At 74.0% G+C, this 21,071-nt stretch carries 19 protein-coding genes and 3 pseudogenes; 8 read left to right on the top strand and 14 right to left on the bottom strand.

What is annotated here, in order from left to right; translation table 11 throughout:
- A partial coding sequence (locus ABD347_RS17745; RefSeq protein WP_344362224.1) for a DUF6777 domain-containing protein occupies window positions 1-913 on the bottom strand: 913 nt, incomplete at its 3' end.
- Window positions 914-1,058: 145 nt separating this feature from the next.
- On the opposite strand from ABD347_RS17745, the gene ABD347_RS17750 reads away from it, so the two are divergent.
- From ABD347_RS17750 to ABD347_RS17760, 3 genes are all read left to right on the top strand, one after another.
- On the top strand, window positions 1,059-1,886 hold the full coding sequence (locus ABD347_RS17750) for a YndJ family protein (protein WP_344362227.1): 828 nt from the start codon (window positions 1,059-1,061) through the stop codon (window positions 1,884-1,886).
- A gap of 95 nt (window positions 1,887-1,981) precedes the next feature.
- Window positions 1,982-2,530 (top strand): DUF1990 domain-containing protein, encoded by a 549-nt coding sequence (locus tag ABD347_RS17755; RefSeq protein ID WP_344362420.1) that lies wholly within the window; start codon window positions 1,982-1,984, stop codon window positions 2,528-2,530.
- 22 nt (window positions 2,531-2,552) lie between these two features.
- Window positions 2,553-3,965 carry a lipase maturation factor family protein gene (locus tag ABD347_RS17760; protein ID WP_344362229.1) on the top strand — a complete coding sequence of 471 codons (1,413 nt, stop codon included), beginning with the start codon at window positions 2,553-2,555 and terminating at the stop codon, window positions 3,963-3,965.
- Between the two features lie 276 nt (window positions 3,966-4,241).
- Here the strand turns inward: ABD347_RS17760 and ABD347_RS17765 are convergent, their stop codons facing one another.
- The 3 genes from ABD347_RS17765 to ABD347_RS17775 all read right to left on the bottom strand — a co-directional run bounded on the left by ABD347_RS17765 (window position 4,242) and on the right by ABD347_RS17775 (window position 8,233).
- Window positions 4,242-4,412, bottom strand: coding sequence for a hypothetical protein (locus ABD347_RS17765; RefSeq protein ID WP_336320076.1), 171 nt, complete (start codon window positions 4,410-4,412; stop codon window positions 4,242-4,244).
- 260 nt (window positions 4,413-4,672) lie between these two features.
- Window positions 4,673-6,139, bottom strand: a complete 1,467-nt coding sequence (locus ABD347_RS17770; RefSeq protein WP_344362234.1) for an SDR family NAD(P)-dependent oxidoreductase — start codon at window positions 6,137-6,139, stop codon at window positions 4,673-4,675.
- Between the two features lie 840 nt (window positions 6,140-6,979).
- On the bottom strand, window positions 6,980-8,233 hold the full coding sequence (locus tag ABD347_RS17775; protein WP_344362237.1) for a peptidoglycan DD-metalloendopeptidase family protein: 1,254 nt from the start codon (window positions 8,231-8,233) through the stop codon (window positions 6,980-6,982).
- 359 nt (window positions 8,234-8,592) lie between these two features.
- On the opposite strand from ABD347_RS17775, the pseudogene ABD347_RS17780 reads away from it, so the two are divergent.
- Window positions 8,593-8,767: pseudogene (locus ABD347_RS17780) on the top strand (NADP-dependent phosphogluconate dehydrogenase); the annotation flags it as partial.
- Window positions 8,768-9,167: 400 nt separating this feature from the next.
- Here the strand turns inward: ABD347_RS17780 and ABD347_RS17785 are convergent.
- The 3 genes from ABD347_RS17785 to ABD347_RS17795 form a co-directional block, all read right to left on the bottom strand.
- On the bottom strand, window positions 9,168-10,016 hold the full coding sequence (locus ABD347_RS17785) for a YwqG family protein (protein WP_344362239.1): 849 nt from the start codon (window positions 10,014-10,016) through the stop codon (window positions 9,168-9,170).
- 66 nt (window positions 10,017-10,082) lie between these two features.
- Window positions 10,083-10,511 (bottom strand): aspartate 1-decarboxylase, encoded by a 429-nt coding sequence (gene panD / locus ABD347_RS17790; RefSeq protein WP_344362241.1) that lies wholly within the window; start codon window positions 10,509-10,511, stop codon window positions 10,083-10,085.
- 347 nt (window positions 10,512-10,858) lie between these two features.
- Complete coding sequence (locus ABD347_RS17795; RefSeq protein ID WP_344362243.1) at window positions 10,859-11,050, bottom strand: hypothetical protein; 192 nt, start codon at window positions 11,048-11,050, stop codon at window positions 10,859-10,861.
- 459 nt (window positions 11,051-11,509) lie between these two features.
- Here ABD347_RS17795 and ABD347_RS17800 point away from each other — a divergent pair, with 459 nt between their 5' ends.
- The 4 genes and pseudogenes from ABD347_RS17800 to ABD347_RS30710 all read left to right on the top strand — a co-directional run bounded on the left by ABD347_RS17800 (window position 11,510) and on the right by ABD347_RS30710 (window position 14,352).
- The gene (locus ABD347_RS17800) at window positions 11,510-11,737 is read left to right on the top strand and encodes a hypothetical protein (RefSeq protein WP_344362245.1); all 228 of its coding nucleotides are present in this window, start codon (window positions 11,510-11,512) and stop codon (window positions 11,735-11,737) included.
- Window positions 11,737-13,146, top strand: a pseudogene (locus tag ABD347_RS30700) (ABC transporter ATP-binding protein); the annotation flags it as partial. The gene ABD347_RS17800 and the pseudogene ABD347_RS30700, both read left to right, overlap by 1 nt.
- A gap of 56 nt (window positions 13,147-13,202) precedes the next feature.
- A pseudogene (locus ABD347_RS30705) lies at window positions 13,203-13,735 on the top strand (AMP-binding protein); the annotation flags it as partial.
- Between the two features lie 74 nt (window positions 13,736-13,809).
- The gene (locus ABD347_RS30710) at window positions 13,810-14,352 is read left to right on the top strand and encodes a class I adenylate-forming enzyme family protein (RefSeq protein ID WP_425575679.1); all 543 of its coding nucleotides are present in this window, start codon (window positions 13,810-13,812) and stop codon (window positions 14,350-14,352) included.
- 432 nt (window positions 14,353-14,784) lie between these two features.
- Here ABD347_RS30710 and ABD347_RS17810 read toward each other — a convergent pair whose 3' ends face one another.
- The 7 genes from ABD347_RS17810 to paaC all read right to left on the bottom strand — a co-directional run bounded on the left by ABD347_RS17810 (window position 14,785) and on the right by paaC (window position 21,063).
- Window positions 14,785-16,044 (bottom strand): kynureninase, encoded by a 1,260-nt coding sequence (locus tag ABD347_RS17810; protein WP_344362247.1) that lies wholly within the window; start codon window positions 16,042-16,044, stop codon window positions 14,785-14,787.
- Complete coding sequence (locus tag ABD347_RS17815; RefSeq protein WP_344362249.1) at window positions 16,041-16,889, bottom strand: alpha/beta hydrolase family protein; 849 nt, start codon at window positions 16,887-16,889, stop codon at window positions 16,041-16,043. Before ABD347_RS17815 ends, ABD347_RS17810 begins: the two co-directional genes overlap by 4 nt.
- The gene (locus tag ABD347_RS17820; RefSeq protein WP_344362251.1) at window positions 16,879-17,727 is read right to left on the bottom strand and encodes a tryptophan 2,3-dioxygenase; all 849 of its coding nucleotides are present in this window, start codon (window positions 17,725-17,727) and stop codon (window positions 16,879-16,881) included. Before ABD347_RS17820 ends, ABD347_RS17815 begins: the two co-directional genes overlap by 11 nt.
- 25 nt (window positions 17,728-17,752) lie before the next feature.
- Complete coding sequence (locus ABD347_RS17825; protein WP_344362254.1) at window positions 17,753-18,529, bottom strand: SDR family oxidoreductase; 777 nt, start codon at window positions 18,527-18,529, stop codon at window positions 17,753-17,755.
- A gap of 74 nt (window positions 18,530-18,603) precedes the next feature.
- Window positions 18,604-19,764 (bottom strand): 2Fe-2S iron-sulfur cluster-binding protein, encoded by a 1,161-nt coding sequence (locus ABD347_RS17830; protein ID WP_344362256.1) that lies wholly within the window; start codon window positions 19,762-19,764, stop codon window positions 18,604-18,606.
- A gap of 10 nt (window positions 19,765-19,774) precedes the next feature.
- Window positions 19,775-20,293, bottom strand: a complete 519-nt coding sequence (gene paaD / locus ABD347_RS17835; RefSeq protein WP_344362257.1) for a 1,2-phenylacetyl-CoA epoxidase subunit PaaD — start codon at window positions 20,291-20,293, stop codon at window positions 19,775-19,777.
- Window positions 20,290-21,063, bottom strand: a complete 774-nt coding sequence (paaC, locus tag ABD347_RS17840; protein WP_344362421.1) for a 1,2-phenylacetyl-CoA epoxidase subunit PaaC — start codon at window positions 21,061-21,063, stop codon at window positions 20,290-20,292. Before paaC ends, paaD begins: the two co-directional genes overlap by 4 nt.
- Window positions 21,064-21,071 lie beyond the last annotated feature (8 nt).

Raw genomic sequence — 21,071 nt, forward strand, 5'->3', positions numbered from 1 at the left:
CGGCCGCGGCCGCGAGGTCACGCTCACCGGGGGCGTAGGGGGGTGGCGCCTCGGGGCGCCTGTCCCGTGCGGCGCCGGTGCCGGTGAGGCGCTCAAGCCAGGTGTTGTTCCGGAGGTCCACGATGATGAGGCTGTGCACCACCTGCTGCGTGGGGGTGACGATCACGACTCGCCCGGGGTGGTAGCCGGCCCATGGCGCGGTCCTGCCCGCGGCGGCACCGGCGGCCGCGTCGGCACCGTCCGCACTCCCGGCGAGGCCCGGTGACCGCAGCGGGCCGCCACAGCCGCACCGCACCCTCGGCGCGCCGTACTGGTCGACCAGGACGGCGGTACCGGCCTGGAGGACCGCCGGGTACGGCACGGCCGAGCCGTCGCGGTAGCCGTGGCCGGTGACCCGGGTGTCGGCGCGCAGCACCACGGGGGTGAGGTCGCGCAGCCAGGAGGCGATTCCCGCCCGGCCGATGCCGGCGGCCTTCGCGAAGGCTTCCGCCCTGGCGTCGTCGGCGGTCAGCAGGCCGGCCTGCCGCTCGACGTCGCAGCTGGGAGCGGAGGGCGTACCGCCGTAGAGGCCGGGCGTGGACCCGGGGACGGTGACCGGGCCCCGCCCCTCCCCCGCCTGCCGAGGGGGTGCGGCGGGCCCGCCCGGTGACGAGCGGACCGTCGACGCGGTGAACGGGTGGGGCACCGGCGCGCCGGCCGGCTGGAGGCGCACCCCGCGCGGGTCCACCACCGCCGCCCCGCTCGTCTCCGCCCTGCCCCGGTCGCCGCCGCCCGGGCCGCCGCAGCCCGCGATCAGCAGACCGGCGGCCAGCAGCAGTACGGCCGGCGCGGCGGGGGCGGAGGAGGCGGAGAGGGCAGGGGGGACGGCGGTGGCGGGGGTGGCGTTCCGGCGGCGACGTATCGGTGAGCGCACGCGAACCTCCTTCTGTGGTTCCTGTCTGCCGGATCACGCGACGGCCCGCAACCCGGAGCGCCACCCGCACCACGGACTTGAACATGTTCAAAGAGAACCTTACGCTCAGCGGACTGAACACGTTCAAGAAAGGGGGTGGTGCGGCGTGTCCGTCCTGGTCGGCCTGATCGTGACGCTCGGCATGCTGGTGATCGTCCCAGCGGGACTCCGCCTGATGAACGCCCCGGACCTGGCGGCCACAGGACGCGTATGGCCACTGTTCGCCGTGCCGGGGGCCATCTGCCTGTGGCTGCCGCGCGGCGCCACGGCCGCCGCGCTCGCGGCGGGTTACGCGCTGGGCACCGTCCTCCTCGCCCTGCACGCCCCGCGCCGCCTGCTCCGCACGCGCTCGGTGGCGCCCGCCGAGGTCGCCGTGCTGACCGCCCTGGTCAGCCCGTCGGTCGCCGCACTCGCCCTGGTCGCCGAACGGCTGGGGCACCGGCTCTTCGGCTTCGGACTGGACATCCTCGCGCTCACCGTCCCCCACTTCCACTTCGCCGGCTTCGCCGCCGCCCTGGTGGCCGGACTGGTCTGCCGCGCGGTGGACCGCCCGGCAGCCCGCTTCGCCGCGCTCAGCGTGCCGCTCGGCACCCTGCTGGTCCTTCTGGGCTACTTCCTGAACGACTGGGCCGAACTGGCCGGCGCGCTCGTCCTCACCGCCGGCATGTGGACCGTCGCCCTGCTCACCTGGCGCGACGTCGCCGACGGAGGGCACGACCGGCTCACGCGCGTACTGCTCGGCGTCTCGGCCGCCGTCCTGGTGGCCACCATGCTGCTCGCCCTGAGCTGGGCACTCGGCGAGGCGACCGGCCTGCCCCACCCCGACCTGGCCTGGATGGCCGCCACCCACGGCCTCGGCAACGCCCTCGGTTTCGCCCTCTGCGCGGTACTGGCCTGGCGACGGCTCGAGGAGACCAAGGAGACCCCGGCATGACCCGCCCGACCCGACAGACCCGACAGACCCGGCTGACCCGGCTGACCCGGCTGACCCGGCTGGCCAGGCTGCCCCGCCTGGCCAGGCTGCCCCGCCTGGCCCGCGCCTTCGGCACCCCGGCCACCACACCGGCCGCCCTCTCCGGCTTCACCTACCCGGAGGTCGGCGCCACCCGGACGCTCCCCCTGCCCACCGGTTACCAGCACCTGCGCCACCGGGCCCTGATCGGGCACGGCCGGAACGCCTTCGAGACGGCGGGCGCGGCCGTCACCACCTGGGCCATGCACCGCCGGTCCGGCGCCCGGGTGCGGGCCGGGTCGGCGCGTGCCGAACCGGGCACACCGGTGGAGATCGCGCTCGGCGCGGGACCGCTCCAGGTCGGCGTGCCGTGCGAGGTGGTGTGGGCGGCGTACGACGAGGACCGTGTCGGCTTCGCGTACGGGACCCTGGCCGGGCACCCGGAGAGCGGTGAGGAGTCGTTCGTGGTCGAGCGGCGGCCCGACGGCTCCGTCTGGTTCACGGTCACGGCGTTCAGCCGGCCCGCCCGCTGGTACACCCGGGTCGCCGGGCCCGTCGTACCCGTGCTCCAGCGCGCGTACGCCCGGCACCTGGCCCGTACCCTGCGAAAGATCGCCACGGGCTGAGAGACGGCCGATACTGGGACCGATGGAGTGGTTCTGGTTCACATCGTCCGACTACTGGCTGAGCCGACTGGTCTTCCAGCGGGCACTCGCCGGGGTCTACCTGGTCGCGTTCCTCTCCGCCGCCCTGCAGTTCCGGGCGCTGATCGGTGAGCGGGGCATGCTGCCGGTACCGGCGTATCTGCGCCGGGTCCCGCCCAGAGCGGCGCCCAGCGTCTTCCACCTGCACTACTCGGACCGGTTCTTCGCGCTCTGCGCGTGGACCGGGGTGGCGCTCTCGCTGGCACTGGTCGCGGGGGCGGGCGACGCGGTGCCGCTCGGCGTCTCGATGCTGATGTGGGCGGTGCTGTGGGCGCTGTACCTGTCCATCGTCAACGTCGGCCAGACCTGGTACGGCTTCGGCTGGGAATCGCTCCTGCTGGAGACGGGCTTCCTCGCGGTCTTCCTGGGCAACGAGGACACGGCCCCGCCCGTACTGATCCTCTTCCTGCTGCGCTGGCTGCTGTTCCGGGTCGAGTTCGGGGCGGGCCTGATCAAGCTGCGCGGCGACGCCTGCTGGCGCGACCTGACCTGCCTGTACTACCACCACGAGACCCAACCGATGCCCGGGCCGCTGAGCTGGTTCTTCCACCACCTTCCCAGGCCGCTGCACCGGGTGGAGGCCGCGGCCAACCACGTGACGCAACTCGTCGTCCCCGTACTGCTCTTCACCCCGCAGCCCGTGGCGAGCGCGGCGGCGGCGCTCATCGTCCTGACCCAGCTGTGGCTGGTGCTGTCGGGCAACTTCTCGTGGCTGAACTGGATCACGATCGTGCTCGCCCTGTCGGCCGTGGACGGCTCCCTCGTCGCCGACGCGCCCGACCTGCCGCATCCGCCGCTCTGGTACGGGATCCTGGTCATCGCCGTCACCGCTCTGGTGGTGGTCCTCAGCCGGCGCCCGGCGCGCAACCTGCTCTCGCGCCGGCAGGCCATGAACCGCTCCTTCGACCCGCTGCACCTGGTCAACACCTACGGTGCCTTCGGGACGGTCGGGCGGATCCGGCTCGAGATCGTGATCGAGGGCACGGACGAGCCGACCGTCCACCCCGGCACCCTGTGGCGGGAGTACGAGTTCAAGGGCAAGCCCGGCGCCGTACGGCGGCTGCCGCGCCAGTTCGCCCCGTACCACCTGCGCCTCGACTGGATGATGTGGTTCGCCGCGCTTTCCCCCGCGTACGCCCACGGCTGGTTCGCGCCCTTCGTGGAGCGGCTGCTCGAAGGGGACCGCGACACGCTGCGGCTGCTGCGGCACAACCCGTTCCCGGACGCGCCGCCGGTGCGGATCCGCGCCAGGCTGTACCGCTACCGCTTCACGACCTGGCACGAACTGCGGGCCACGGGCGCCTGGTGGCACCGGACCCATGTCCGGGAGTTCCTCCCGCCCACCCGGCTGTCCTGACCGCAGGTGAGGCCGCGGGGAAGGGCCGGCCCGTCGGAGGCCTCGGGGAACGGCGGCGCCGGCGAGCCGAGCCGAGCTGAGCGGAAGCCGACGGCGTTCGGCCCGCCCTCGCCCTCTCCGGCCCTCTCCGGCCCCGCCCCGCCGCTCGCCGCGCCGCGTCCGGCTCCCGCCCGCCCGTCCCTGTGCTGCTCCGGACGCGCGCGTGCCCCCCGCCTGGGCGGCGGGGGGCACGGGGCGCACGGTGCGGACCGGCCGCGCGGGGCGGGTCCTGGTCGGTCAGTCGATGCCGGGCAGGATGTGCGGCTCGGCGAGGTCGTCCTCGTAACCGGCCAGCCGGATCGGGGCCGAACGGGCCCAGACTTCGAGGCTGCCGAGGGTGTCGGGTCTGGCGGATCGTTCGCCGTGTTCCGCCGGCCGCTGCTCCTGCTTGATGAGTTCTGGTGTCACCGCGCACTCCTTCGTGTCGCGAACCTATGAGGACATGTACTGCCGTCGGTCGCGGTGGCGCCGGTACTCGGGCGGAAACGCAGCCTTGGTGGCAGGCTTGTCCCCGGGGCCCGCCTGAGGGGGTTTCGTGGATCCCTGGCGGCGAGCCGTTCGCCTCAGAGTAACCAAATGAGCGCGCTTCCGCTCGATGGAACGCGTCACATAGTCAGGTTCCGGACACGTTGCCCGCTTCCGGACAAGGCGCGGCGGACCTGTGACGCTCACCACTTGGAGGGCGCGTAGTCCTTCAGGAAGCAGCCGTACAGGTCCTCGCCCATCTCGCCGCGCACGATCGGGTCGTAGACCCGGGCCGCGCCGTCGACCAGGTCGAGCGGGGCGTGGAAGCCCTCCTCGGCGAGCCGCACCTTGTCGGGATGCGGGCGCTCGTCGGTGATCCAGCCGGTGTCGACCGCCGTCATCAGGATGCGGTCGGACTCGAACATCTCCTGGGCGCTGGTGCGGGTGAGCATGTTGAGCGCGGCCTTGGCCATGTTGGTGTGCGGGTGGCCGGCGCCCTTGTAGCCGCGGCTGAAGACGCCCTCCATGGCGGAGACGTTCACCACGTACGTCCTGCGCGCCGAGGAAGCGGCCATCGCGGCGCGGAGCCGGCTGATGAGGATGAACGGCGCGGTGGAGTTGCACAGCTGGACTTCGAGGAGTTCGACCGGATCGACCTCGGAAACGGTCTGGATCCAGCTGTTGGTGTCGTGCAGGTCCGGCACCAGGCCGCCCGCGTCGATCGCGGTGCCGGCGGCGATGCGCTCCAGCGACGCGGAACCGCTGACCAGGGCGAGCTCCGTGACGTCCTGGGCGGTCAGGGCGTCGCCGCCGCGGGGGGACGGCAGGGCGGCCATCGTCTCCACGGTGCCGCTGCCGAAGGTGCCGATGACCTCGGCGGGCGGCAGCTCGCCCGCCGGCAGCGGGGCGGACTCGGCGGCGACCAGCTCGCTGTACGCCTGCGGTGAGCGGCGGACCGTCTGCGCGGCGTTGTTGATCAGGATGTCCAGCGGGCCCTGGGCGGCGACCGAGTCGGCGAGCGCGACGACCTGAGCCGGGTCGCGCAGGTCGATGCCGACGATCTTCAGGCGGTGAATCCACTCGTCGCTGTCCGGCATCGCCTTGAAGCGGCGGATCGCGTCGTTGGGGAACCTGGTGGTGATGGTGGTGTGCGCACCGTCCCGCAGCAGACGAAGCGCGATGTACATGCCGATCTTGGCGCGGCCGCCGGTGAGCAGGGCGCGCCGGCCGGTGAGGTCGGTGCGGGCGTCACGGCGGGCCCGGTTCTCGGCGGCGCACTTCTGGCACAGCTGGTGGTAGAACGCGTCGACCTCGACGTACCGGGTCTTGCAGATGTAGCAGGAGCGGGGTCGCTGGAGCACGCCCGCGATCTCACCGGCGACGGAGGAGGACGGCAGCAGACCCTGCGTCTCGTCGTCGATCCGTTCGGCCGAGCCGGTCGCGGTGGCCTCGGTGACCGCCTTGTCGTGCGCGGTCTTCGCGGCCCGGCGCTCCTGACGGCGGCGCTGCTTCACGGTGCGGTAGATGCCGGCGGTGGCACGGCGGACGGCGACGGCGTCCGGGTGGTCGACGTCCAGCGTGTCGAGCTCCTCGAGGACGCTCAGGCAGACGGCCAGGCGCTCGGGGTCGATTCCCGGCCCGTACGCCTGGCTCTCTTCAGTCACCGTCATGGCCGTTGCGTTCCTCGATCACTCGTATGCCACGTTTACTTTTCAAAAGCCGCACTTTACGTCAGCGGAGGGCCCGCCCGCCAAACGGACGTCCGGGTCGGTTGCCCGTCCGGTGCCGGTACGGAAACCGGTGCGGTGTCCGTCCGGTATCCGTCCGGTATCCGTCCCGGTAGCCGTCCGGTAGCCGTCCGCCGGGGGCGTACTCCCTCCCGTACGGGAGGGCAGGACGAACGTACGCGCGCCCGGGCGGCGGCGGGCCCGTCACGCGGAAGGGGGCCCGCCGCCCCTGCCGCCGTGGCCAGCGCGTCCTTCGCCGTCCCGTGGGTGGCCGTACCGTCGAGCGGCGTGGCCGCCGCGCCGCGCGTGGTGGCGCAGGCTGCCGGCCGGGCCCGGCCCGGTGCGGCCGCGCCCGGTGCGGCCCGGGGTGACCGCTGGGCGCGTCGGCAGGCGTCTTCGCCCCCGGCCGCCGGTGGCGGCGCGGTTGGCCGGCCGGCCGGCCGGACCGGCACCGGGCGGGGCGCGGGGCGCGGGCCGGGGGTGTGCGGTGGGCGTGGCCATCGGTACCGGCCCGGCGTTCACCAAGGCGGTGGCGGCGGGCTTTCCGGCCGACGCGACGTACCGCCGGACCAACGGCCGAGCCGCCCGGCGGTCGTGACGCTTGCGGCGCGGCGGGCACCGCCGCGGGCGCCCTGGCGGGCCTCCCGGCCGGCGGCGCCCCGGTTCGGTGAGCGGTCGATCGGTTAGCGGTCCCGGCACGGAGTGGCGGGCACCGCGATCGCGCCGGCGTGCGGCGTGGTGGCGGCGGGCGGGCCGATCCTCCTCACCGCCGCGCCGCCGCCGTCACAGCCGGACGCCGCCCGCCCTCAGATAGGCCAGGGGGTCGATGTCGGAGCCGTAGCCCGGCCCCGTACGCACCTCGAAGTGGAGGTGCGGCCCGGTGCTGTTGCCGGTCGACCCCGACCGGGCGATCCGCTGGCCGCTCGTGACCCGCTGCCCCTCGCGCACGGTGAGCGCGGAGAGGTGGGCGTACTGGCTGTACCTGCCGTCCTCGTGGCGGATGACGACCTGGTACCCGTAGGACCCGCCCCAGCCGGCGGAGATCACCCGGCCGCTTGCCACGGCCTTCACGGCGGTGCCGGTCGGGACCGCGAAGTCGACGCCGGTGTGGTAGCCGCTGGCCCAGGAGGAGCCGGCCTTACGGTAGGCGGTGCTGGGACCGGCGTCCACGGGCGCGCTGAAGCCGGCGGTCCGTGGCTTGGGCACGGCGGGCTTGGCGGTGACCGGCTTGGCGGGGGCCGGTTTCGCGGGGGCGGGCTTGGCGGTGACGGGCTTGGGCTTCGCGGGCTTGGGCGCCGCGGGCTTGGCGGCAGGGCGCTTCGGGGCCACCGTGGGCGGTCTCTCCGGCGCCGGCCTGGGCGCTGTGGCACGCAGCGTCAGTTTCTGGCCCGGCATGATGAGGTCGGGGTCGCTGCCGATGACCGTGCGGTTGTCCTCGTACAGGCGGTGCCAGCCACCTCGGACCTTCTCGGTCTCGGCGATGCCGGAGAGGGAGTCGCCCCGGGCCACCGTGTAGCTCTCACGCTTGCCGGGGACGGTGGTGGGGGTCGCGGGGGGCGACTGTGGCCGGGCTTCGCTCTTCGGCCGCGCCTGCGACTGCTGGCGCGCTTGAGCCTGCGCCGCCGCTCCCGTCCGCGGAGTGATGTCGGGCGCGTCGCCGCCACGGGTGAGCCCGGCCTTGACCGAGCAGCTGGGCCAGGCAGCAGGGCCCTGGCCCTTGAGCACCTTCTCGGCGATCGCGATCTGCTGGTCCCTGGTGGCGAGGTCGGCGCGCGGCGCGTAGCGCGTGCCGCCGTAGGCCTCCCAGGTCGACTGGGTGAACTGCAGCCCGCCGTAGTAGCCGTTGCCGCTGTTGATCTTCCAGTTGTTGGTCGACTCGCAGGCCGCGACCTTCTCCCAGACGTCCACCGAGGCCGCGTGGGCCGCGCCCGCTCCTATCAGCGGCAGCGCCATCCCGGCGCCGCTCGCCGTGACGGTGAGCGATGCCCGGTTGATACGGCTGGGCTGATACCGGCGGTGTCGTCCGCGTACGGCCATGGGTCGGTCCCCCCCTTGCACACGTCAGCAGCCGCCCAAGCTAGGGCCACTCGACAGGCCGTGACAAGGGGGCGCGGGGTCCGTCAAATCGCCGCACGGGAGCGCACGTTGGGCGCACAACGGTGAACGTCCTGCTCGCGCGGCCCGTACGGACGCGTGCGGGCACGGCACTCGCCCACGTAAGAAACCCACCGGGGAGGGGGCGGCGGCGTTGTGGCGGGCGGGCTGCATCATCCGGGCGGCGTTCCCGGACCGACTCCGGGGCGCGTACGCGTCGGAGCCGGAGCCAGGAGCAGGAGCCGGAGCAAGAGCCGGAGCCGGAGCCGGAGCCGGAGCCGGAGCCGGCGAACCTACCGAACGACGCGGGCTTCGCGGCGGAGCTCGGCGCGCCCCGGGGACGACTGGCCTGCGATCGTGGCGGCCGCCGCCCGGCGGGGCGTGCCCACGCCGGGCTTCGCGGCCGCCCTCGCGTTCTCCGACGCGCTGCGGGCGTCCCGGCTGCCCACCGCGCCCACGCAGGGGCAGCGCGACTTCTCCGAGGCGGGCGGCTGACGTCAGCTCGCCGGGCCGGGTTCCGGCTCCGGGCCCGGAACCGGGTCCGGTCCGGGCGGCTTGGGCACCGGGTCGGGGGCGGGCCCCGGCGGCGGCGGCCCCGGGTGGGGTGGCGGCGTCGGGGTCGGTACGGGGCCGGGGGCGGGGCCCGGTTCGGGGCCGGGCGGGCCGGGCTGCGGCACGGGCGTCGGCGGGACCGGGTCCGGCGGGCCGGGCGTCGGCGACGGTGCGGGAGGCACGGGGTCGGGCGGATACGGGTTAGGGCTGGTCATGTCGCGCTCCCTCGACGGTTCGTCCGTGTTCCTTCCAGGTTCTCGCGCTGCGCGTTCCCCCGCGCGGCGGGATCACTCATCGGGTGGCTGGCCGTGCGGCGTGGGTGCGGTCAGCCGCACTGCCAGGTGAACATCGCGCGGTCGAAGCGGCGCGCGGCCAGGTCCTCGGGGCGTATCAGCCAGTAGAGGGCGCCGCAGTCGCCCCACATCATGCCGACGTCGTCATCGGTGTCGATCTGGGCGAGCAGCAGCCAGCGGAGGGCCTCATCGTGGATGCGGGGGTCGTTCCACGGCGGGCTGCCCAGAGCGCCGCGGGCCACCTCGGTCTCCACCTCGTCCTGCACGGGGTTCGCATGACCGCCGATGCGGTGCTCCGTCCCCCCGGCGTGGTCCGACAGGGCCTCCAGGAAGTCCTCGCTCCACACCGGGTGGTCGTCGGGCATCGGCGCGAACTCCCGGTAGACCACCGGGTGCCAGGGGTACGGCGCCGTCGTCTCCACCCGCGCCGTCAGCGGCACCTCGGAATACGGGCGTATCCCCGCCGGCGCCGCCCGCTCCACGAGAGCGGCGCCGGCCGGCACGTACAGCACGCGCGCACCCGCCCATGTGCCGGGCTCATCGGGCGCGACCACCGCGTGGCCGTCGTCCAGCTGCCCGTCGAAGTAGAAGAACGCCAGCGTGCCGTCCGTCGGCAGGGCCATGCCGAGGGAGCCGGAGGGGAGCGCCGCACAGTCGAACGACGCCACGAAGGCGAGCGGGCCGTGGCCCTCCCAGACGGGCCACGGCGCGTCCTCCGGCAGCTCGGGCAGCCCGCCGAGCCTGCCGGCCACCGGGTCGTCCCCGGTGGCCTGCTCCAGGCGGAGGCCCGGCCGCAGCAGGCCGGTCCACCGCTCCGCGATTCCTTCGGGCAGATACTCGCGGGCCAGCGTGCGCAGCACGTCGGGGGTGCTCTGTGTCATGGGGACGATGATGCACGTCACCACTGACAATGAGCCGGCCGCGCCCCCTTCCGGCCGCCGCCGGGCTCAGCCGCGCGCCGCCGGAACCGCCTGGGGGCTCCGCTCGGTGTCACTGCCGGGCACCGGCTGCGACGCGTCGGAGCCGAGCTCCACGATCCGGTTGGCCGCGTCGACGTGGACGACCCTCGGCACCAGCGAACGGGCCTCGGCGTCGTCGACCTGGGCGTAGCTGATGAGGATCACCAGGTCGCCGGGGTGCACGAGGTGCGCGGCCGCGCCGTTGATCCCGATGACGCCCGAGCCGCGCTCGCCCTCGATGACGTACGTCTCCAGACGGGCGCCGTTGTCGATGTCGACGATGTGCACGAGCTCGCCGGGCAGCAGGTCGGCAGCCTCCATCAGATCGGCGTCCACGGTGACCGATCCGACGTAGTGGAGATCCGCCTGGGTCACGGTGGCACGATGGATCTTGGACTTGAACATGGTGCGCAGCATGTTGGACTCCTGGAAGACGGCTCCCTGCCTGCTTTCTGCAGGTCAAGGGCGGTCTCTACTCTACAACTGGCACACGCCGGACTCGAGGGCTGTGAGGAACATCGCTGCCCTCTGGCAAGGAGGCTCCCGCCTGCACTTCCGCACGAACGAGGCTGTTATGCCGTCGCTGAGAAGCCATGCGTCAACCGCCTTGCGCCGACCGTTCGAACGGGCCCGCGCATGGGTCCTGACGTTGAGAAAAGCCGACACTGTGCACCTGTCACCTCCCGCTCGCTGTTCCCGCCTGCTCCTGACCAGGGGGCTCTTGCTCGTCGCATGCGGTTCCGGCTCCGGCTCGTCCGCGAAAATCAGGAGGCCACGCCGCTGCCGGCGGCATGGAAGGGTGCTCGACCGGGGCGCCGGGCGCCCCGGTCGAGTGCACTGCCGGTCAGCGGGTCTATCTTCGGCCTGCCGTATCCCTTCTCCGCCAGGAACCCGGCCTGGGCCATGGGGGTGGCGTTCTCGAAGAGACGGTTGAGGAGTTCTCCCTCCCATTCCACCGACTCCACTTTGGTTCCGCCGGAACGGTCGGATCGCCCCGACAATGCCCGACGCGCACCCAATCCGGTACTGTTTAATTTTCACCTACTCGCTGGATTCGTACCTCCGAGGCAGACTTCGTTTTTCTCGAAAAACAAGTAGCTTCCATGCCGCGGCAGGCCCGCACCCCATTGCACTGCGGTGGGAAAACCCGATGAACCCCGACCCACGACGCCACCGACATGCCATCTGAGCAGGGGCAATGCCCGACCGACCCGGCGCGCCGCCGTCCCGGCCGCGGCACCTCGCCAGGCACCGGATGATCACACACCGGCCTCAACCCGTGGGCCGGCGCCCTGCTCGGACCTCCTGCACGCGGCATGCCCGCATAACGCATCGGAGAGCGGCGACCGCTTCCCGTGGCGCCAAGGGACAGCGACTGGGTGCGGATCTGGCGCACGGAGGCGTCGCGGTAGGCCGTGGCCAGTTCGGCGAACCGGCCGCGCTCCTGGGCGACGCCGCCGCTGTCCCGTATCCGTGCCGCGGACCACATCCTCGTCCTGGACGCCGGCCAGGTCGTCGGCCGGGGCAGCCACGAGCAGCTCCTGCGGGACTGCTCGTTCTACCGCCGGATCTTCGCGCCCTACCTGGAGGAGCCGGCCCCTGCCGGCCCGCGCACCGTGGGCGCCAAGGAGGAGAGCCACTGATGGCGCACTTGCTGGAGGGCATCGAGGCGGACGGCTACGACCGCCGCTACCGCGACCGCGAGTTGGCCCGCCGTATCGCCCCGTACTTCCGCGGCAGGGGCGGCACGGTGGCGTTCGTGGCCGTCGCCGTGGTCGTCGCCGCGACGGCGGGCAGCGCCGTACCCCTGCTGCTGGCCAGAACCGTCGACTCCGCCCTGAACGACGACGGCGGCGGCCGGGTGGCCTGGCTGGTGACGGCCATCCTCATCTCGGGCACGATCGCCTGGCTGTTCACCTATCTCCAGGAACGGATGGCCGGAACTCTGGTCAGCGACGTCGTCCTCAGCCTGCGCCTACGCGTGTTCGAGGCGGCCATGCCACAGGGCATGACCTTCCACGACACCTACGCCAACGGTGTGGTGGTCAGCCGGGTCACCAATGACACACAGGCGTTCGCGACGCTGATCAACCTGGTGCTCAGCCTGCTCGGCCGAGTACTGATGATCGTCATCCTGCTGACCGCGCTGTTCCTGATCAACGTGCCGCTGGCCCTGCTGACGACCCTCGTCGCCGCGGTCGTCGTCGCCGTCAGCCTCGCCTTCCGGCGCGCCGCGCGCAGCGCCTCCCTGCGACAGCAGGAGGCACTGGCCGAGGTCAACGGCTATGTGCAGGAGACCCTGCGCGGCATCGCCGTGGCGCGCAACCACAGCCATCAGCAGGCCGCGCAAGCCGGACTCGACGAGGTCAACCACCGCTGGTTCCGGGCGAGCGTACGACTGAACCGCATGTTCAGCGGCATCTTCCCGCCGCTGATCTCGCTGACCGGGCTGGGCACGGTCGCCGTGGTCCTGGTGGGCGGCCATGGCGTGGACTCCGGCAGTGTGTCGGGGGGCCAGTGGGTGCTGTTCCTGGAGGCGCTGGCCCTGTTCTGGTCGCCGCTCACCAGCATCGCGTCCTTCTGGAGCCAGCTCCAGCAGGGCCTGGCCGCCGGGGAACGGGTCTTCGCGCTCGTCGACCGCGAGCCCGCGGTGCGTCAGCGCGACCGCCTCCCCGTCCCGCGCCTGCGCGGCGAGATCACGCTGCGCGACGTCCGCTTCGGCTACGACGCCCAGCACCCCGTCCTCAAGGGCGTGAGCCTGACCGTCCCGGCGGGCCGCACCCTGGCGCTCGTCGGACACACCGGGGCCGGCAAGTCCAGCCTGGTGCGGCTGATCACACGCGCGTACGAGTTCCAGGAGGGAAGGATCGAGGTCGACGGTCAGGACGTACGCACCCTGGACCTCGAGCAGTACCGGCGCTGCCTCGGTGTGGTGACGCAGACCCCGTTCCTCTTCTCCGGGACGGTCGCGGACAACATCGCCCGCGGGCGGCCGGGCGCCACCCGCGAGGACGTGGAGGCCGCCGCACGCGCGGTGGCGGAGAGAAACAGGACGCACTCGGCGGCGGCGAGGAACGGGACCCGCTCGACGACTGCGTCCTCGTCCCCGTGGACGAGCCGGACGGCGCCGCGGACCGCCCCGGACGGCAGGGCTCCGCCCGGGAGCCCGGCGACGACGAGCCACGGACCGCCGCACCCGACGCCCCCTTCCTGTACCAGTACACCTCCGGCTCGACCGGGGAGCCCAAGGCGGCCGTCCACACGCAGCGCAACCTCGTCAACGGCGGCGAGATCTACACGCGCGCCTACGGCGTCACCGAGGACGACCGCGTCCTGGCCGCCGTCCCGCTGCTGCACTCCTTCGGCATGGTCGCCGGACTGGTCACCGCTCTGCGGGCCGGGGCGCAGCTCGTTCTCCTCGGCCGCTTCACCCCGCACGGCTCCTGAGCGCCCTGGACGAGCACGCCTGCACGGTGCTGGTCGCCGCCCCCATGGCCTACGACCTGACGACACCCGCGACCGCCGGCTCCCGTCCCCCGCGGCCGCCGCGTGCCCTGCGGCTGTGCCTCTCCTCGGGGGCCGCCCTGCCGCCGGCCGTGGCACAGCGGACCAGGGAGCGGCTGGGGCTGGACGTCCAGCAGGTCTACGGCTGGACGGAGGCCGGAGTCATCGCCGCGCACCGGCCCGAGGACGGCGCCCCGGCGCGGACCGCGGCGTGGGCCGTCCCCTGCCCGGCGTACAGGTCCGTGTCGTCGACGAACACGGACGGGAGGTACCGAGGGGCGAGGAGGGGGCGCTGCTGGTCCGCACACCGGCGATGTTCACGCACTATCTCGGCCACCCCGAGGCCACCCGGCGGGCCTTCCGCGACGGCTGGTACGCCACCGGCGACGTGGCCCGCCTCGGCCCGGACGGCCACCTGCACCTGGTCGGCCGCAAGGACTCCTTCATCAACGTGGGCGGCAAGAAGGTGAACGCCCTTGAGGTGGAGCAGGCCCTCCTCGCCCACCTGTCGGTCGCCGAAGCGGTGGTGTGGGGCGAGGAGACGGGTGACACCGGCGAACGCGTACGGGCCACCGTCGTCGCCCGGACTCCGTTGCCCGCGGCGGAACTGACGTCCCACTGCCGTGCCCGCCTCCTCCCCCACCAGGTCCCCACCACGGTCGACTTCGTCTCCGCACTGCCGAAGAACCCCATGGGCAAGATCCGACGTACGGCGGTACGCGCCGCCCCTGGCGCCGACGGCAACCGCGTGTAGGGGCGCCGCGCCCGGCAAGCCAACCGGCACGCCCAGGACTCGAAAGAGGGCCCCCGCCCGGGCTTCCGTGCGAACGAGACCGTTGTGACGCCACCGACCAAGCGCCTGTTCGGACACACGCCTCGCGATGTCCAGAAACCGATGCTGACACGCCGACTCAGCTGACGCCCTATCAGGGACATGAGGAGCACAGGGATGAGTCGACGCGGCGGGGGGGGCGCCGGCCACGCCGGGCCGCGACCGTGACGACCTGTCCCTGGTCCTGATCACCCACGTCCTGGACACGGGCGCCCTGGCCCACGCCGTCACCGTCCCGGACGCGGGCGCGTTCGTGGAGCGGGGCCCGGCGCGGCGTGTGCTGACCGGGCGGCGGCACTCCTTCGCCGTCTCCATGACGCAGACCACGGTGGGCCTGGCCGCCGCCCGGCCCCCTCAGGTCACCGGTCCCGCCGCGGGTGGCGCGGGGTCGTAGGCGGCGTCCCGGGTGAGGTCGCGCAGGCGCAGCGCGGCCGTCAGGAGGTCCCGGTGGGTGGTGAAGAGGGCGTTGACGCCGAAGCGCAGCAGGTCGGGTGCGCGCATGTCGGCGATCACGCCCCGCTCGGCGAGGGCGACGACCAGTCCGCGGGCGTGCGGATGGCGCAGGGTGACCTGGCTGCCGCGGCGGGCGGGGTCGGCCGGGGTGACGGAAGTGAAGCCGAGGGGGGTGAGGAGTGCGTCCGCGCAGTCGAGGAGGAACCCCGTCAGCGACAGGCTCTTGGCGCGGACGTCGGCCAGGTCGACGCCGTCGAAGGCGGTGAGGGCCGCTTCGAGGGCGAGCAGCGACAGGACCGGCGGGGTGCCGATGCGGGCACGGGCGATGCCGGGGGCGGGCGTGTACTCCTGCGCCAGGCCGAACGGGTCGGCGTGTCCGGTCCAGCCGGGCAGCGGCGTCTCCAGGACGGCGTGGTGGCACCGCGCCACGTACAGGAAGGCGGGGGCGCCGGGGCCGCCGGAGAGGAACTTGTAGCCGCAGCCGACGGCCAGGTCCACGCCGATCGCGTCGACGTCGAGGGGCAGGGCGCCGGCCGCGTGGCACAGGTCCCACAGCGCGAGGGCGCCGGCGTCGTGGGCGGCGCCGGTCAGTGCCCGCATGTCGTACAGCTCCCCGGTGCGGAAGTCGACGGGCGAGTAACTGACGACGGCGACCCGGTGGCCCTCGGCGGCGAGGAAGCGCGGGAGGTCCGCCGGCTCCACCCGCCGTACCTCCAGGTCCCGGCGGCGGGCGACCGCGTCGGCGAGGTAGCGGTCGGTGGGGAAGTGCCCGGGGTCGGTGACCAGCAGGGGGCGGTCCGGGCGGAGCGCGGCGGCGGCGTCGAGCGCGGTGAACAGCTGCACGCTGGTGGAGTCGCCCGCGACCGTCTGGCCGGGCGCGGCCCCGATGAGCGTGCCGATGGCGTCCCCCACCCGCAGGGGCGCCTCCCACCATCCGTTCGCGTTCCAGGAGCCGATGAGGCCGGTGCCCCACTGGCGCCGCACCACGTCGTCCAGGGCCGCGGGGACGGCGGCGGGCAGCGGGCCGAGGGAGTTGCCGTCGAGGTGGACGACGTCCGGAGGGAGCAGGAAGCGGGCGCGCAGGGGCGCCATGGGGTCGTCGGCGTCGAGCCGTGCGGCTCGAGCGCGCAGGGCGGCCGGGGCGGACAGTGCGGTGGTCATCGGTGTGCGGCCTCCTCGCCCGCGCGGCCGGAGTCCTTCGGGGGGAAGGCGGCGGCCATGTCCCGGAGGGTGTCGGCGACCGCGCGGGCGCCGGGCGCTTCCGGTTCGATGAGGGTGTAGTGGCCGGTGCCGGGCAGGACGACCGTCCTGAGGTCCCGGTGCACGGCCGCGTAGTCGCCGAACTGGGTGAGCGGGACCTCCTCGTCGGCGGCGCCGTGCAGCAGCACGGTGGGGACGCCGGTGGTGCCGGCGTCGCGCAGCAGGGTGAGCGGGTCGACCTCCGGCAGCCGCTGCGCGAAGTGCGCCTGGCCGCCCAGGAGTTGGAGGGCGGCGTCGTCGCTGAGGCGGTCGCGGCGGGTGGCGGTGAGATCGGTGATCGGCGCGAGGGCGAGGACGCTCGTCGGCAGGGTGCGGGTGTGCCAGCGGGAACCGGGCGGCAGCAGCCCCCGGGCGGCGCACCACAGCGCCAGGTGGCCGCCGGAGCAGTGGCCCGCCAGGACGTAGGGCCGGCCCTGGGGCAGGGTGTCCACGATGCGGGCCACGTCGTCGAAGGTCTCGGGGTAGCCGCCCGCGCCGCCGGAGCGGCGGAAGCCGGGGAGCAGCACCTCGAAGCCCTGCCGGGACAGCCAGGCCGCGAACGGGGTCAGGTGCATGCGGTCGTAGCGCCAGTAGCCGCCGTGCAGCAGGACGACCAGCGGGGCGCCGGGGTCGTCGGACGGCCAGGCGTCGTAGGACTGGTGGGGGTGGTCGCCGTAGCGGCCGTGCACCGGTGCCAGGACCGGCTTCAGGCTCAGGACCCGCTGCTCCTCCTCGGCCGCGAAGGCGGAGACGACCCTAGACGTCACCGCGCACCTCCCACAGTTCGGGGAAGACCGGGCGGGTCGCCCGCTGCTCCAGCCAGGCGAGCCCGGCGGAGCCGGCGCTGCCGGGTTTGGCGCCCATGGCGCGGCGGACCACCAGGACGTGGTCGAAACGCCAGCGGGTGACGAGTTCGGCGATGTCGGTGAGCAGTTCGCCCAGCGCCAGGTGGGGGTGGTGCTGCGGCCCGGCGTAGATCTGCCGCCACGCCTCGGTCACCCCGGGATCGCCGGTGTACGGGCTGGTCACGTCCCGTTCGCGGACGTGGAGCGGGACGGGCAGGCCCTGCCGGTGGAGGTAGTCCAGTACCTCGTCGTACAGGGACGGTTCGCGGTAGGTCTCGGCGAGCGCCTCGTGGACGGCCGGGTCGCCGCGGTGGGCGCGCAGCAGCCGGGCGGACTTGTCACCGAGGAGGAACTCCATGTGCCGGTACATCGCCGACTGGAACCCCGACGCCTGGCCGAAGGCGGCCCGGAAGCCGTTGAACTGGGCGGGCGTCAGAGCGGCGATGGGTGCCCAGGCGCCATTGAGAGCGGTCAGCGCGCGGCGGCTGCGCGTCAGGGCGTCCAGGGCCGCGTGCAGGTCGTCCTTGGCGAAGGCCACCCGTGCCGTGCGCCACTCGTGCACGATCAGGGTGAACCACAGTTCCATCACCTGGGTGGTGACGAGGAAGCCCATCTCGTCCGGGGCCTCGGTGAGGGGGCGCTGGAGGGAGTTGAGGACGGACGCGTGGACGTACGTGTCGTAGGGGCTGGCGCCCGCGAAGGGCCGGGTCAGGGCGTCGTCCGTCACCGGCTCGTCGAGGGCGGACGTGCGGTGGTTCATCACATCTCCTAGGGGTGCGGGCGGGTCACACACCGAGGTGGGCGCCGCCGGAGGCGTCGATCCACTGGCCGGTCACCCAGCGGGCGTCGTCGCTCGCGACGAAGGAGACGACGTCGGCGATGTCCACCGGGTCGCCGAGCCGGCCGAAGGTGGAGGCCTCGGAGTAGCGGCGGCGGATCTCCGGGACGGCGAGGGTGGGGTTGATCTCCGTCTCGGTGTAGCCGGGTGCGACGGCGTTGACGGTGATGCCCCGGGGGCCCAGTTCCTGGGCGAGGGAGAGAGTGAGGTAGTCGAGGGCGGCCTTGGTCATGGTGTACGAGACGATCGCCGGGAAGGCGACGCGGGTCGCGACGGAGGAGATGTTGACGATCCGGCCGCCGTCGCGCAGGCGGCCCAGGCCGCGCTGGACGATGAAGAACGGTGCCTTGGTGTTGATCGCGAAGACGCGGTCGTAGTCGGCCTCGGTCACCTGGGCGAGGGGGCGGGGGAGGGTGATGCCCGCGTTGTTCACGAGGATGTCCAGGCCCACCAGGGCGTCCTGCTCCGCCAGGGCGGCGTCGAAGGCGGACCAGAGGGTGTCGGCGTCGCCGGGGACGCCGAGTTCGGCGTGCACGGGGAAGGCGCGGCCGCCGTCGGCCTCGATCTCCTTGACGGTCCGCTCGGCGGCCGTCCGGTCGTGGCCGTAGTGGACCGCCACCAGGGCGCCCTCGCGGGCGAGGCGGTGGCTGATGGCTCTGCCGATGCCCCGGCTGCCTCCGGTGACCAGGGCGGTCTTCCCCTCGTGGCGGGCGGTGGCGGTCATCGTGGGTCTCCTTCGCTGAGTGGTGGGCGTGGCGTGGCGTCGCCGTGCGGAGGTGGCGCGGCGTGGTGTGCGGGTCAGGCGTCGAAGTCGAGGGTGATCTCGGGGCTGAGCGGCCGGGCGCGGCAGACGAGGGTGTAGCCGGCGGCGCGGTCCCGCTCGTCCAGGGCGTACTGACGGTCCGCCGTCACCCGCCCGGACAGGACCTTCGCCCGGCAACTGCCGCAGACGCCTTCGCGGCAGGCGTACGGCACGTCGGGGTGGGCGCGCAGCAGCGCGTCGAGCAGGGCCGGGTCGTGCGGCAGGACGCTGGCCGCCCGGCGGCGACCGTCGAGCAGGGCGGTGATCCGGGTCTCCCCCGGCTCCGGTGCCGGTCCGGCCGGTTCCGGTTCGGCCGGTTCCGGTTCGGCCGGTTCCGGTTCGGCCGGTTGTGGTGGCCGCTGTGCCGTCCCACCGGTCGTGAACAGCTCCCGGCGGACGAGCGCCGGATCGGCGCCCTCCTCGGCCAGGACCCGCCGCGCGGTGTCGACGAGGCCGGGCGGCCCGCACAGTGCGTAGGTGGTGTCCGGGCCGGGGCGGGCGTCCGCGGCCACCAGCAGGCGGCGCAGCCGGGCCGCGTCGAGCCGTCCCGCGAGCGGTCCGCCGCCACCCCCCCGGTCCTCGCGGGTCAGCACGTGCAGGACGGTGAAGCGGTCGACGAACTCGTCCTTCACCTCGGCCAGTTCGTCGGCCAGCAGGGCGTCGGCGGCGGTACGGACCGAGTGGACGAGGGTGACGCGGCAGGCCGGATCCCTGCGCAGCGCGTGGGCGGCCATCGGGGCCAGCGGGGTGATGCCGGTGCCGCCCGCGAGGAGGACGTGGTGGGCGCCGGGCAGCTCCGGCAGGGCGAAGGCGCCGGTGGGCGGGGAGAGTTCGAGGTGGTCGCCGGGTGCGAGGCGGGTGGCGGCGTGGGTTCCGAAGCCGTCGGGGTCGCCCCGCTTGATCACCAGACGGAGTGTCCCGGGGGCGTGCGGGGGCGGGCAGACCGAGTAGCTGCGGCGGAGTTCGCGGTCGCCGTGGCGGTGCCGGACGACGACGTGCCGGCCGGGGTGGTGGGCGAAGACCTCGCGCAGGGCCGCGGGCACGACGAAGGTGACGGCCACCGTGTCGGCGGTCGGGTGGCGGACCTCGGTGACGCGGAGCCGGTGCCAGCGGGTGCGGGGGGAGGCGGCGGGCGGGGCGGGGGCGGTGGTGTTCACGGTGTGTGCCTCACAGCGCGGTCAGGTGGGGGAAGGGCTCGCGGCACGCCGTGCACCACAGCACCGACTGGCAGCGGGAGGGCCCGAAGGGGCTGTGCGGCCGGGTGGCCCGTGAGCCGCAGTGCGGGCAGGGCACCTCGCCGAGACCGACGAGGACCGGGCCGGGGCCGCCGGGGGCCGGGGTGACGGGCGGGGCGATGCCGTGCGCGGCGAGCTTCCGCCGGCCCTCGGGGGTGATGCGGTCCGTCGTCCAGGGTGGCGCGAGCACCTGCCGGACGCGGCCGTCGGGGTGGCCGCAGGCGGTCAGGACCTCCCGTACGGCGGCGGCGATCTCGGGCAGCGCGGGGCAGCCCAGGTAGGTGGGCGTGATCTCCACCTCCAGTACGCCGTCGGCGGCCGGGGCGACGGAGCCCACCACACCGAGCTCCCCGAGGCCGATCAGCGGCAGCTCCGGGTCCGGGAGCGCCGCCACCCGTTCGCGCACCTCCTGGGCGGAGCGGCGGGAGGTGTCCGGTACGGTCCCGCTCACCAGGTGCCCCCGGGGAACTGCCGCCGTGCCGACTGCAGTTCGGCGATGAGCGGCCCGAACTCCTCGGTGTGCAGCCCCGAGCGGCCTCCCGTGGCCGACCAGGCGGGCCGGGGCACGGTGAGCCCGGCCCCGGTGACGACCTCGGTGACCCGCCCGAGCCACGTCTCGCGCAGCGGCGCCGGGGAGGGCACCGTGCCGGAGTCGGCCAGGCGGCGCAGCACCTCGTCCTCCTCGAAGAGTTCGGCGGTGTACGGCCACACCCGTTCCAGGCCGTCGCGCAAACGGCGGGCGCTCTCCTCGGTGCCGCGCCCCAGCGTCACCGTCCAGCGGTCGGCGTGCAGCCGGTGGTAGGCGACCTCCTTGGCGGCGCGGGCGCCGAACGCGGCGAGGTCGGGGTCGGCACAGTGCGCGAGGGCCTCGTAGTACAGGACGGCGTAGTGGGTGTAGGCGAGCTGCCGGGCCACGGTCGCCGCGAAGTCGCCGTTGGGGAGTTCGGTCAGCAGGGCGTTGGTGAACTCGCGGTCCGGGCGGCCGTAGGCGAGGTCGTCCTCGGTGCGGCCGGTGCCGTCGAGCCGTCCGGCGCGGGTGAGCAGCGCGCGGGCGTGGCCGATCAGGTCGAGGGCGATGTTGGACAGGGCGAGGTCCTCGTCGATGGTCGGCGCGCGGGTGATCCACTGGCACAGCCGCTGGCCGAGGACGAGCGCGTCGTCGCCGAGGCGCAGGAGGTGCCGGGCCAGGTCGGGTGCGACGGACGGCGGTCCGCCCGGCAGGGGTCCGG

It is taken from the genome of Streptomyces gobitricini (assembly GCF_039532985.1).
Taxonomy (GTDB): Bacteria; Actinomycetota; Actinomycetes; order Streptomycetales; family Streptomycetaceae; genus Streptomyces; species Streptomyces gobitricini.

What these genes read in the sequence shown, in the direction of transcription:
- ABD347_RS17760 (WP_344362229.1), top strand. Translation starts at nt 2,553, where the DNA reads ATGGAGTGGTTCTGGTTCACATCGTCCGACTACTGGCTGAGCCGACTG.
- ABD347_RS17810 (WP_344362247.1), bottom strand. Translation starts at nt 16,044, where the DNA reads ATGACCACCGCACTGTCCGCCCCGGCCGCCCTGCGCGCTCGAGCCGCA.
- ABD347_RS17775 (WP_344362237.1), bottom strand. Translation starts at nt 8,233, where the DNA reads ATGGCCGTACGCGGACGACACCGCCGGTATCAGCCCAGCCGTATCAAC.
- ABD347_RS17820 (WP_344362251.1), bottom strand. Translation starts at nt 17,727, where the DNA reads ATGAACCACCGCACGTCCGCCCTCGACGAGCCGGTGACGGACGACGCC.
- ABD347_RS17825 (WP_344362254.1), bottom strand. Translation starts at nt 18,529, where the DNA reads ATGACCGCCACCGCCCGCCACGAGGGGAAGACCGCCCTGGTCACCGGA.
- ABD347_RS17770 (WP_344362234.1), bottom strand. Translation starts at nt 6,139, where the DNA reads ATGACGGTGACTGAAGAGAGCCAGGCGTACGGGCCGGGAATCGACCCC.
- panD (WP_344362241.1), bottom strand. Translation starts at nt 10,511, where the DNA reads ATGCTGCGCACCATGTTCAAGTCCAAGATCCATCGTGCCACCGTGACC.
- ABD347_RS17785 (WP_344362239.1), bottom strand. Translation starts at nt 10,016, where the DNA reads ATGACACAGAGCACCCCCGACGTGCTGCGCACGCTGGCCCGCGAGTAT.